We start from the raw sequence: 13,144 nt of genomic DNA, 5'->3' as shown, positions 1-13,144 counted from the left end.
CAAAGATTTCTCGATAGCCAAAACCCTTTCCCCTCCTTGCATGGGGGAAAGGGTTTTGGCTTTTTTATTTTAAGGGGAAGGGGCGGATAAGACGGATCGAACCGGAGGCCTTATGGGGTTCAGGGGATTATTCCCTGGCCGCCGGAGGCTGTTTTTTCTCCTGTGACGCTTTTTCGTGAGGTTCGATGTACATGGCCTCAATGGTATCGGCATAGTGCGCTAAGATAACCTTGCGCTTGAGTTTGGCGGTGGGGGTGAGCTCCCCTGCTTTCTGGGTGAGCTCGGCAGGCAGGAGGGCAAAGCGTTTGATCTGTTCAACGCGGCCCAGGTGGCGGGTGTGATCGGTGATGCGTCCCCGGTAGAAGGCGATAACCTCCGGGTGGGTGACAAGCTCTTCGTTGGGCATCTCTGGAAGTCCCAGGACTTCGGCCAGGGCGTCGAGCATGGGGAGGGAGGGGACCACCAGGGCCGAGATGTAAGGCCTGCCGTCTCCAATGGCCATGGCCTGCTCCACATAGAGATCTTCTGTGATGGCTGCTTCTATGGCCTGGGGGGAGATGTTTTTGCCCCCGGCGGTGATGAGGAGTTCTTTGATGCGGTCAGTGACCCGGAGGTGGCTCTGGTGGGTGATTTCTCCGAGGTCTCCGGTTTTGAACCATCCGTCACAGGTCAGGCAGGCGGCCGTGGCCTCGGGATTGTTCCAGTAGCCTTGCATTAAAGAAGGGCTTTTGGCCTGGATCTCTCCGTCCTGGGCGATCCGTACAGACACCAGGGGGATGGGCCTGCCGCTGGTGCCGAAACCAATGTCTTTGGGGGCACAGACGCAGATGGGGAAAATTTCCGTCAGGCCGTAGCCCACCCCGAGTCGAATGCCTGCACTGATGAAAAACTGATTGATCTCTGGGTTTAAGGCCGCTCCACCCACATGGAAGAACTTGGCCCGTCCCCCCACCCTCTCCCGAATTTTCCATAACACCAGCTTGTCTGCGATGGCATACTTCAGCGAAAGAAAACGCCTGGGGCGGTGTTTTGAATTCAGGAGCCCGTGGTACGCCCCACCCGTTTTGATGGCCCAGTGAAAAAAGGCCTGTTTTTGCTTCGATGCCCGTTGAATCTTCTCCTGGAGGGTACCGTATATTTTTTCCCAGACCCTCGGGGGGCTGGCCATGTAATGGGGCTTCACCTCGGCAAGAAAATCCTCCACCTGACGGGGGTCATGACAGTAATGGTTCTCCGCGCCGAGGGAGAGCATGAACCAGGTCCAGCTCCTTTCAAAGATGTGGCTTAAAGGCAGGAGGGCAAACGAGACGTCTTTGTCTCCCACGGGCATGGGATAGCCCGTGCCGTAAAGGGATGCGAGGATGTTTTCGTGGGTGAGCATCGCCCCCTTGGGCGTGCCGGTGGTGCCTGAGGTATAAATCAGGGTGTAGAGATCCGAGGTGGCCGCTTCGTCCAGACGGCTCTCCAGGACCTCTTGAAAGGCCTTGTTCAGGTCTCGGCAGAGAAAATCGGTAAAGGAAAAACTCTCCGTGCCTTCTTTGAACTGCACGTTTGGAGAAAAAGCCACGAGAATGCGCAGCACCGCGCTGGATTCCATCACCTGAAGGGCCTTGTCGTACTGCTCCTGGTCGTTGACAAAGAGGACCTTGATACCGGCATCGCGGATGATATGAGCGGCCTCCGCCGCCGAGTCGGTCGGGTAGATCGGCACCGTGACCCCCCGCACCGAAAGAATCGCCAGATCCGCCAGGGTCCACGCCGCCCGGTTCTGAGAAAAAATCCCGACCCGGTCTCCCACATCCACGCCACAGGCGAGCAGCGCCCGGCCAAGACCGTCCGCCATCTCTCCCATTTCTTTCCAGGTCACCGATATCCAGGGGCCGTCTGCCCGGTCCTTTAAGGCCACTTTGCTGCCGTACACGGGGATGCGTCGTCGAATCATACGGGCCATGTGCTGCTCGCGGTGGAGATACGCCTGAAATTCAGCGGGGTGGTGGGATGTCATATGATGCCTTTTGGGTAATAAGTGTAATCATCGTTTCAATAATAGAACATGATTACTCAAAATGGCAAGGAAGGATCAAAACGGAGGGCATGGGGGGTGAAGACGAGTCGAGGGACATTCAGGGCGGCAAGGTGGTACACCTTGCCGCCGGAGGCTTTTTTTTCGTTGATTTATTTCCAGTCACCCAAGCGGTCGGGGCTATTTTTTTGCCGGATAGGAAACATTCAAGACCGTGTTCCAGGCTGCGACAGCGGCCTTTTCTTTTTCTAACAGGGCCGTTGTATCGCCTGTGATGGTGATTTTTATGATGTTATCGCCGCGCCTGATTTTATTCACAACAGCCATGTCTTTATCACTGACAACCGCACCGAAAACGGAATGTTTTCCATTCAGCCACGGCGTTGCTTTGTGGGTAATAAAAAACTGGCTCCCGTTTGTGTTCGGACCCGCGTTTGCCATGGAAAGGATTCCTGGCTTGTCGTGAATAAGCGCCTGATGAAATTCATCTTTAAATTTGTAGCCCGGGTTTCCGGTTCCTGTTCCCAGGGGGCATCCACCCTGAATCATGAAGTTGTTCATGACGCGATGAAATGTCAACCCATCGTAATAGCCTCGGTTGGCAAGGTTCACAAAGTTGGCAACCGTGAGGGGCACTTTTTCTGCGTAAAGAGTTAAATTGATCACGCCTTGACTGGTTTCAATCACGGCTTTTATTCCCGTGGTTTTTTTTGTTTCATCGGCCAGGGCGACAGAGGAAAATAAGATAAAAATACCCAGGCTGAAGACCACCAACGATTTAAAAAGTTTCATATTTCTCTCCTGATAGGTTTGTGCAGCAATTTCTGATTTTCGTGAAAGTTATCGTACACCCTTTAAAATTACAAATCGAAAAAAAATTAGGGCCGGGATGCCTCCGGCGGCCTTGCCGGGGGCCAAACTTTTGAAAAGTTTGATAAACAGTTTTTAAACATACCGAGGCTCCAACGTTACAGTTGTAACTGTTCCGTTCCAAAAGAAGCCTCCGGCGGCAAGGGTGGCGGAAGGCACTCAGGCAAAAACACCTTGAAAGCAGGTTTCGGATGCATTTTGCGTTTAAATCAACACCCGTTTCATAAAGCCCGGCAGTCTCTTCTAACCAAGATGGGTTCCCGCCTTCGCGGGAAAGACGAAGACGGCGTGGGAAAGATACAGGCCGGTGTGGGAAAGACGAAGACGGTGTGGGAAAGATACAGGCCGGCGTGGGAAAGATACAGGCCGGCGTGGACAAGACAAAGGCCGGGCGAAAAAAGGGTACAGAGCATGATACCTTCCGTCCCTCCTCGTCTTCCCCGGCTGCCCGGGAAAATGGATTCGGTTGTGCCGTTTTACAGCCCGATACTCGCCACCTCTTGTATCACCAAGTGACCGGGGATCCATGCCTGGAGTTATATTTCCCTTCTGTATCATAGCGGCCACGGGTATCTCGCGGCCTTTATGAGCGCTTGGCACCTGTCCCTTCGCAAACCCGCTTTCGAGGTGGCCCACCTCGCCGCCGGAGGCCCGCTTTTCCTCTCCCTTCACCCATACAGAAGCACCGGCAGATCCTGCACTTGCGACGCACTGTGCGTTTCCACGCACTCCACGCGAATGCGGACGCATTTCAGCCCGGAGTGACGACCCCCGATGCGCATTCGCAAACCTGCTTTCAAGGTGGCCCCACCTTGCCGCCGGAGGCCTGCCCTTTTCCTTATCCCTTCCTCCCTTCGCCCATACAGAATCACCGGCAGATCCTGCACTTGCGACGCACTGTGCGTTTCCACGCACTCCACGCGAATGCGGACGCATTTCAGCCCGGAGTGACGACCCCCGATGCGCATTCGCAAACCTGCTTTCAAGGTGGCTCCACCTTGCCGCCGGAGGCCTGCCCCTGTCCTTACCCTTATCCCTTATCTCTTATCCCCCTCTTTTTCTGCAGCCGGCAGCATTTTTCCGATGATTCCGAGCAAGACCACCGCCACGAGTCCCAGGGCTGCGTAGAGACCCCAGCCTTTGGCCTGGAATTGTTTCATCCAGTCGCCGGACCAGAAGGGTTTTGAGACCTCCGTGATGATTTCGGCCTGGATGGGGGTGGGAAGGGTTTCCAGGAGTTTTGTTTGGACGAGGGAGAGGTCATAGGTGGGCGATGTAAGGGTGGGGTGTCCGCCGTTGAGGGTGAGGGTGCCGGGGGCATGGGCGAGGAAGCAGATGGCCGGGGCGGTGTAGACGGCTTCGATGGTGTTGATGGAGAGGGGTTGGTTGTCGTTGTGGTTGATAACGATGCGCAGTTGGTCCTGGTCTTTGGGGAAGTGGGAGAGGGGAATTTTAAGGGTGGTTTTTTCGTCTGTGGGGTTTTCCCAGGATAGCACGCGCCTGGTTTCCCAGCCCATCTGCCCGGGCTTGGGGACCTGGAGGGTGACGGTGCGTTTGAAGATCCCCGTGGTGCTCAGGTTGAGGGAGACCCACCAGGGAGAGGCCTGGGGAAGGGTGAGGGGCCAGGTGGTCTGGTTGAGCGTTTCGTCGTACTCGGGGGCCGGGGTGAGAGGGAGTGTGACGTTTTCCGTGCGATCCATGAAGAAGGGGATTTGCGTCTTATCCTGTGCGAGCCGAACCCCTGTCCGGTTGGGGGCAAGACTCGCCTCCACGGGAAAGGAGAGCCGGTAGTATCCGGGGGTGTCGATGGGAATGGCAGCGGTCCAGGTGAAGCCATCCTTTTTAAAGGGGCCGCCTTTGAGTTGGTATTTGTCGGTGAGGGCGAGCTCGGTGAGGTTGGGGTTGATCTCGGGCTTGGAGAAGAAGAGGGACTGGTCGATTTTTCTGGTATTCGAGCCGGGTCTTGAGAGGATTTTTTCCTTTTCTCCGGTGCCGGTAACGGCCATGTACTTGCCGGGTTTGTCGGCGGAGAAGACGATGCGGGGGAGAAAAAGGCCCACGGTAAAGGCGGTGGGGGTTCCCAGATACTTTCCCTGTGGATCGAGCTTGATGACCAGGGATTTCCCCAGCCATTTTTTATTGATCTTAAAGGACAACGCGTTGCCCTTGGCGGTGACGGTAGAGATGGAGCCGTTTTGAACCGGCACAAAGGTGCGCTCGCCGTTTTGAATAATCTCCCGCCCGACGCGCCAGTGGCCCTGGAACTGGGTTTCGGTGATCATGTTTACCGTATCGATAAAAAGGCCGGAGCCGGGAAGAAGGGTTCGAATCTCGGTGATTTCTCCGGATTCGGCGGTATGAAATTCTGGGGTAATGGTCTTTTTGGCATCATCACGGCCCGTTGTTTTTCCTGACGCTGTTACCCTGTCTACGGGCAGGACTTTCATCTTGAATGCCCGATCAAAGCTTCTGAACCTCAGCCGTATTTTTTGATACTGCCCCGCTTTGATGGCTATTTCAGCCCGCGTTTGCCCCCCGGACCTGAAAAGCGCCGCGTTTTTGGCCAGCACGGCCCACGCATTGCCGCTTTTTGCCTCCACATCCACCTGCCCCACAAATTTTTGATCTCTGATGGTCACATAAAGAGTCTCAATTTCAGGCTTGGGGGCTTTTCCTTCCCAGATAAACTCCCCCTCATCGGTCAGCTCCATCCGCTCTGGCTTCAGGCTGAACCGGACCACCCGCGAGGGGTCTCCCCAGAACAGCTCAAAGGACCGCTGCCTTCCGTCCGGCCCCGCAAGGGCCAGATCAATCCGATCCCGCCCCTGCATCGTCTCCACCGCCATGAAAAGCTCGGGCGGCAACACCGCTTCGGTGATTTCAGCTTTAGCCGCATGGACATAGGCCCTGGTTTTCCACGCCTCATCAGCATGAAGGGGAAGGGCGGTGAGAAGCAGGATAAAAAGGATGAAAAGGGTCTGCGTTTGTTTCATATGAACTCCAAATAAAAGAGCCTCCAGCGGCAAGGTGGGCCACCTTGAAAGCGGGTTGCGGTTGCGCTTAGCCCTGAGGGGCCAAGCGCAACCGCAGTGATTTAGGGTTTGTGTGGTTTCACCGTTGATGTGTGGGCAACGGGCGTCGAACAAGGTGCGTGTCGAGATAAATCTATCTTGAGAGCATTCACCATGGAGGCAGAGCCTCCGGAGCGCGTTACCAGGCGGAGCCTGGGAACAAGTTGTGTGATATAAATCGTATTTAATACGAAGAGTACGAAGGCGGATGCATCACAAACGTCCTTTCCATTTCATCAAAAAAATCCCCCCCCTCACACATCCTTTCGTACGGTAACGCCGACCAACCCGGCTCATTTTCCCGCTGTCGCAACCCGCTTTCGAGGTGGCTCACCTCGCCGCCGGAGGCCGCTCTTCGTTTTTCTGTCCATTCCCGTTTTTCTGCCCATTTCCATCCTCTTCCGAAAGAAACTTCTGGTAGATGACGGAGACGAGGATCATGACGATGGCCAGGCCCACAAAGGAGCCGACGCGGTAGAGTTGGCCGAGGGACCAGAGGTCTCGGATGAATATTTTAAGGCAGGTGATGCCCAGAAGAGCGATGGCGGCCCATCTGATTTTGGGGTCTTTCCCTTTAACGCCCACGGCGAGGAGGCCCATGGAGAAGAGCATCCAGCCGATGCTGTAGGCCAGTTGTTTGGAGAGGCTTCCCTGGGTGAGGAAGCTGAATCGTTGGCCTGTGGTGGCGAAGAAGCTGGCGATTTCAATGTTCAGGATAGCAAAGCCGGTGAGGGCGAGGGTGACGCCCCAGAAGGGTTTTTGCTCCAGCTTGGGGAGGGGCCAGGGGGTGGCCCGGGGTTGGGCGGTGAAAAGGGTCAACAGGGTTAAGATGCCTGCGTAGAGGAGAGTGGGGGTGTTGACCAGCGGGGTCATGAGGCCGAAGGCGGTGCTGAATCTCAAGGGAAAGGCGAGGCTTTTCAGAAGGCCAATGAAGATGAGAATCAGGCCGGTGAATCGAAAGGGGCGATCCAGGCGTTTGGGCCAGAAGAGCATGGCGGTTCCGTAGAGAATCCAGGCGGCGGCAGCGGCCACGGCACGTTGGGGCGTTTGGCTCAAAAAAGCGCTGAACGCGTGGCCGGTGGCTAAGGTGGTGCTGGACGCCAAGGCGAGGAGCATAAAACCGGCCAATAGGAGAAAGGCCAGAAAGAGGTTGCGGGAGAGACCGCCAAAAGCGCTCCAAGGCTCCTTTTTGAAGGTCAGGTAAATCATGGCGATGAGGGCCAGGTAGATGAAAAGGGCGGGGTTCACCCAGGGGCCCATGGTGGCGATGGCTTCGGGGAGCAGCATGGGCAGGAGGAGGAGGCCGGAGCTGCCGGAGATGAAGAGGAGGAGCCCTGCGATTCTCATGGCGATGTGGAGCCGGGTGATGCGCCAGGTGATGGCGCCGAAGCCTGCCCAGGCCAGGGCGTAAGTGGCCCAGTGGCTAAAATCCCCCTGGGGGATAAGTGTAAAGGCCTCGCTCGGGCCGGAGAAGAGGTCGGCTATGGCCAGGTTGACGAGATAGAAGCCGGTGCCGAGGCTCATCCAGAGAAAGGTGTTGGGCAGGTCCAGACGACGGAGTTTGCGTGTGGGCCAGGGGCTGAGTTTCACGGCAGCGCCCAGGGCCGCGGTGCAGGCGGCGACGGAGAAAAAGGCCGGGTTCAAGACGGGAAGGCTCCCCGCCGCTTTCATGAGGGGCAGGGCGGTGAAGAGGACCAAAAGGCCGGAGGGGGCCATGAAAAGGGCCACCCATCGGAGGCCGGAGTGCTCGATGCGCCGGTTGAGCCAGAGGAGAAGAGAGGCTTCAAAGACAAGGGCCACACCGATCCAGCCATGGGGGAGCAGAAGCACGGGGAGGGTGGAGAGGTAAAAGAGCAGGGCTCCGCCGTGAAACGCTAAAATGCTGTTTCGATGGGGGGTATTTTCCAGCCTTTTTAAAAGAAGCGCCACGGGGCCGAGTTTTAAAAGGGCCGGGATGAGCGGCAGCCATCCGGAGAGGTCTCCGGGCCAGAGGCGCTTGGCGGCGTAGAGAAGAAAGAGCATCTCCGCCACCTCAAAAAGGGCGGCGCTGTTCCAGATGCCGTGCCATTCGTCTTCTTTTCGGAAGAAGACAAAGGGGAGGACCAGGGCGGCAAGGAAGAGGACGGAGGACCAGGCCACAGCAGAAAAAAGGAGCTCCGTCCCTCCATGACTGAAGACCCAGGCCGATTGGGCGGTGGCCGCAGCGAGGATGGCGATGATCCCGGAGGGCTGAAAGCGCACTCTTCGGCTGAAGAAGAGAGAGAGTCCGAGGAAGGCCACCAGGGTGACCATACCGGCATGAGGGTAGTGGGGATGCGGCACGGCAAAGGCCGCCCCCAGAAGGAGAAAAACGCCCACGGACGGGGCGGCGGTGAGCCATTGGTCCATGTTGGGAATGCGTGGCTTTTTCCCCGGGATAGCTGGGATCTTCAGGGATGCGGCGATTTTGGGGAGCATCTTGATAAAGGCGATCATGCCCGCTGCGAGGAGGCCACCTGCGATCAGGAGAAAGAGGAAGAAACCCATCCCGATGAATTCCGGGGGGCTGGAGAAGAGCCAGAACAAGCCTCCTCCGATAAAGAGAAGGATCAGGATCAGCACCTGAAAAACGGCACCGACCACCAGGCTTACCCCGATGCCTGCCAGCTGAAGGACCAGCATGACGGGCCAGAAGAGAACACTGTGAAAGGGGGTGCTGAAAAGGCTCAGAAGGGAGGCGCCCACCACCGCTGCGGGAAAGAGTTTCAGCCAGCGGAGCATGGTGGGGTTGTGTCCGTGGCGGATCATCAGGGCCACGGGGCCGAGGCCGCCGGTGACGCCGTAGATCAGCAGGAGAAGGTAGCTCACCGAGGCGCTTTGGGCATTGAACCGGGTGGCGGCCCAGGCAAGGGCGGGCACAAAGGTGAGGACGGAGAAGGGGACGACCTTCGGGTGCCACCCTTTGTTCTGGAGTCCCAGGGCCAGAGCAGCGGCTGAGGCGGCGGTGAGGATGAGCAGGGGGTGCCAGCCTGATCGGTCCAGGATCATGACCATCGCCACGGCCAGGGAGGGCAGAAAGGATAAAAATCCCGCCCATCGAATAGATTGGTTCTTCTCCGGCATGAGGTCACCGGGCGAGAGAAAGAGGGCAAAAAGGACGGGGATGGCGCTCCACATCACGGCCATGGAAAGGGCCGAGCTGGATCCATACGAAGCGAAAGAGGCGAAGGTGGCGCATCCTGCGGTGAACAGGGTGCCTGCGGCGGCAACCAACAGCAGAAAGGGCGAGGCCAAGTAGCGCGAGACCCGCTGGAGCCCGATGCTGACAACGGCCAGGTAGAGAAAAAGAAGAATGAGGTCGCCCCGGCCGCTGCTTACCAGAAGCGGGGTGACAAAGGCACCCAGGGCACCCAAAATGGCAATGGAGATGCGTTTGTAAAAGACCGAGAGCGCAAAGGCCGTGGCCGAGATCAGGGAGAGAAGGCCAAACCCGAATGTTTTCGGAATGTACTGATAATAGAGGGTGGCGGCAAAAACCACGCTGTACAGAACACCGATGCCCCCGGAGGCAAGAGTCTGCCGCAGGATGTCATACCGCTCGGTTTTTATGCGGCCCGAGGAGATCAACAGAACCATGCCGGTCACAGCCCCGATGGCGAGTCGCAGCTGGGCGGGGATGAGGTTGTTGTCGATGGAGTATTTGACGAAGAATCCAGCCGCGATAAAAAGAGCAAGCCCCCCCATCCACGCAAAGAGTCGCGCCCCGGCAAAGAGCTCCCAGTCCACGTTCTTTTTAAAACTCTGCCACTGAGAGGCCCAGGTGGATTGCGGGGCGCTGGGAGCCGACAGGGCCTCTGTCGAAGGCCGGTCCGCGACTTTGATAAAAAGCCCCGGAGGCGTCAAAAGAAGCCCCCGCATCACGCGCTGTCGCGCCGGTTTTGGCGGCAATGAAACCGGTCTCGCCGCCACTTCCTTTTCAAGAATCATCTCCCGCACCGGTGCCTCCCGGGGAGAGGGCGGCGTCGGTTCTTCGGCCTCGGTCGCCGAAGGCTCCGCATCGCCTATCCCCGGATCAACGCGCGTGGCGTAAAGCCGCTGCACATCCTGTTCAAGAGCGTCGATGCGTTTTGAGAGCGCTTTGTTAATGCTTTTCATCTTTATAAAAACGCAAAGAGCAAAAATGATGAGGAGGAAGAGGGTCATGGGGGCTCCATAAAAAGGGCCAAAAGCTGAGAAGAATGATCGATCGTCAAGGGCTCCCGGGTAGCCCATCACTGCGCTCGACCAGAGAGGCCTTGTGAAGGGCCGAGGAACATAAAATGTACCGAAAAGCGATCCCACCGGAAGCACGGTGAAAGCGGTTGTCTTCTGAATTATTTCAGCCGCGAAGAGCGTCAACGCGTCTTCATCATAAACAGGTCCAAAGAGAGTTGCAATCGCACTTTCATCCCCGTTTCCAAATCAACTTTCAACGTTCTTGTCAATAGGCTGTGATTTGAGAGGGGGTGGGGAAATGAAATGATACGAAGAGAAGCCTCCGGCGGCAAGGTGGAGCCACCTTGAAAGCGGGTTTGCGAATGCGCTACGGGTGACGTCACTTCGGGCTGAAATGCGTCCGCATTCGCGTGGAGGGTGAGGGAATGCCTCGTGCGTCGCAAGATGCAGGAGTTGTCGGGGTTGGTATTGCGGTGTGTATGGCCACGTCCGTGAGGTTATTTGGGTTCCTTTGTTCAACCGAATAGCGGTTCTCGGGCCGTGTTTGAAACGGATGTTTTGTCGTACCTCGTCAAGACATTGGGCGCGTGGAGAGGAATTTAAAAATACCTTCTTGCAATTGCAGGGGGCAGAGAGTAAAGATTAAATCTTTGTGAATACAAAGGTATGGGCCTGTTTTGTGCTCATTATTCGGGCCGTTAAGGGAACACTGTTGATGATTGAAAACAAATTCATCTCACTGAGTCGTGTCTGAAAAAACGCGAAACACGGGGAATATAGGACGTTCTTGTCCCGTATTCTTGCCATAAGCGGAATAGAGGACAAAAATGTCTGTTTTTATCCTTGAGAGGGTGTTATCAGGCAGAAATGTCTAATAAAAATGGAATACGGGACACTTTTATCGCATATTCCATAAAATGAAGGGAATATATGCGACAATTCTGTCTGTATTTACCCCTGAGAGGGGGATATGGGACGGAATTGTCCGCTAATAATTGTTAGCTGAATATGTAGTAACAATATATAGAAACGGATAGTTAAATGAATATTCAAAAATCTGAAGGTTTTACTGAAACAGAAAAACTATTATCTGATTTGTGTGATCGTACTTTTTTAAAATTATGGTCATACCCCAACCCATTTAATGAAAATAAAGATGAGTTGTGCGATCTTATTGCTGTCTTTGATAAACATGTCTTTATTTTTTTTGACCGAGAAAATCTTTCTCTGAAAAAGGGAATTCAAGACTCTGAAGTAGCATGGAAAAGATGGGTAAAAAAATCTATTACAGCCCAAATTAAAACTGCTCATGGAGCGGAAAGATACATAAAAAGTGGTAGAGGTATATTTTTAGACAAAGATCTCTCCAAACCTTTTCCTCTATACATTGATAGTAATGAATTTGTTTTTCATAAAATTATTGTTGCTCATGGTGCAAAAGAAGCATGTAAGAATGCATCAAGAGACAATGTATATGGTATCTTAGCAATTGCTTACGGTGATAGACGCACTAGAGCAACGATCCCTTTTTTCTTAGAATTAGAGAGAGATAAGCCAGTACATGTTTTTGATAGTCAGAATTTAGAAATGATATTATCCGAATTAGATACTTATTATGATTTTACGGCCTATTTAACTTCAAAAGAATCAGCTTTAGAAAAGTACACAATTATTTCATATTGTGGGGAAGAAGATTTATTAGCACATTATTACTCGAACTTCGATGATTCCAAAAATCAACATTATATAGGCACACTCGATAAAAAGGTCAATGGAATATTCATCAGTGAAGGGGAATGGTACGCATTCTGTAAAAGCCAAGTATATCTTAGAAAAAAAAGAGCTGATAGGAATTCATATTTCTGGGACGAAATTATTCAAAGAACCAGTAATTTCACTTTAGAAGGTACCATACTCGGTGAAAGCCCCCTTAACGGCAAAAGTGCCATTCATGAAATGGCAAAAGAACCTAGATTTCACCGCCGTTCACTTTCAGATAAAATTATTGAATCGATTAAAACTTTTCCAAATGATGGATCTCAACTTTCAAGAAAAGTATCCTTTATGCCATCATTTATAAAAAGTACTGCATATGTTTTTATGCAGCTTCACATACCTGATAATAAAGACTCTTACGAAGTATATCGAGAAAAAAGGCGTACACTCCTTGAAATTGCTTGTGGTTCGGCAAAAAATAAATTTCAAAATTTTACAAAAATCGTCGGTATTGCAATTGATGCTCCGAAGTTTTCAGAATCAAATTCAGAAGATTTTATTCTAATGGATTGTTCAGATTGGCCTATTGAGCAAAAACAATATTATGAAAAATTAAATGAAGATTGGAATTTTTTTAGTACAAGCAATATGAAGCAATACAAACAAACTTCTACAGAGTTCCCTAAGCCAAAAAGCAAAAGCAAAAAACTCAAAATTGGTCGCAATTCTCCTTGTCCTTGTGGCTCTGGCAAAAAATATAAAAAATGTTGTTTATAATCAGCTAACAAGGCTTTTTCAGCGGAGCGCAAAAAGCCACGCCCGCTGAAAAGCGTCGTTATGAGGGAATATGAATAAAGAAGAAGTCTCAATTCTAAGAAGAATGTTCCCGACTAAAGTTATTCAGTGGTCGCTACTTGCGTTGCTTGGGACACCTATAGCCTCAGATAAGCTGACAAAAGCATTACCAATGAGCTCTCTGTCCAAGTTTTTTTCTGAAAACCAATTATTGGCTTTTTGTGTTTGGCAGATTTTAATCATTTTGGTTCTGATACTTATCATTATTGATTACGCTTTAATTTTTAAGGATACGTACACTCACAGAAAACAAAAGCATCTTGATAATATGGGCTCCTTTCCATTTGGAGTGGGTAAGGGCCTCAAGGGCAAATATTAATTTCCTCCTCAAAAACCACGCTTTTCTCAAATCCGAAGTGAGCATGGGGTCAAGAAAAATACTCTTTTTTGGGACAAAAAAGGAAGATTTTTCTTG

6 protein-coding genes are annotated in these 13,144 nt (G+C 53.0%); 2 read left to right on the top strand and 4 right to left on the bottom strand.

Annotation, left to right across the window (positions count from 1 at the left end):
* Window positions 1–127: 127 nt before the first annotated feature.
* The 4 genes from Q1Q75_RS16620 to Q1Q75_RS16605 form a co-directional block, all read right to left on the bottom strand.
* Window positions 128–2,005 carry a long-chain fatty acid--CoA ligase gene (locus tag Q1Q75_RS16620; RefSeq protein ID WP_300672891.1) on the bottom strand — a complete coding sequence of 626 codons (1,878 nt, stop codon included), beginning with the start codon at window positions 2,003–2,005 and terminating at the stop codon, window positions 128–130.
* 198 nt (window positions 2,006–2,203) lie between these two features.
* Window positions 2,204–2,815: a peptidylprolyl isomerase gene (locus Q1Q75_RS16615; RefSeq protein WP_300672889.1), complete on the bottom strand. Its 612-nt coding sequence runs from the start codon at window positions 2,813–2,815 to the stop codon at window positions 2,204–2,206.
* 1,115 nt (window positions 2,816–3,930) lie between these two features.
* Window positions 3,931–5,886, bottom strand: coding sequence for a hypothetical protein (locus Q1Q75_RS16610; RefSeq protein WP_300672886.1), 1,956 nt, complete (start codon window positions 5,884–5,886; stop codon window positions 3,931–3,933).
* 408 nt (window positions 5,887–6,294) lie between these two features.
* Window positions 6,295–10,146, bottom strand: a complete 3,852-nt coding sequence (locus Q1Q75_RS16605) for a DUF2339 domain-containing protein (protein WP_300672884.1) — start codon at window positions 10,144–10,146, stop codon at window positions 6,295–6,297.
* Between the two features lie 1,053 nt (window positions 10,147–11,199).
* Between Q1Q75_RS16605 and Q1Q75_RS16600 the strand changes: the two genes are divergently transcribed.
* Together Q1Q75_RS16600 and Q1Q75_RS16595 are read left to right on the top strand one after the other, a co-directional pair.
* Window positions 11,200–12,651: an SEC-C metal-binding domain-containing protein gene (locus Q1Q75_RS16600; RefSeq protein WP_300672882.1), complete on the top strand. Its 1,452-nt coding sequence runs from the start codon at window positions 11,200–11,202 to the stop codon at window positions 12,649–12,651.
* Window positions 12,652–12,721: 70 nt separating this feature from the next.
* A complete protein-coding gene (locus tag Q1Q75_RS16595) occupies window positions 12,722–13,048 on the top strand; it encodes a hypothetical protein (RefSeq protein WP_300672880.1) in 327 nt (108 codons plus the stop codon).
* The last annotated feature ends 96 nt before the right edge of the window (window positions 13,049–13,144 follow it).

Source organism: Desulfoluna sp. (assembly GCF_030145185.1).
Lineage (GTDB): Bacteria > Desulfobacterota > Desulfobacteria > Desulfobacterales > Desulfolunaceae > Desulfoluna.
The sequence above is the reverse complement of the archived record's forward strand: the minus strand, read 5'-3'. Positions and strand labels throughout refer to the sequence as shown.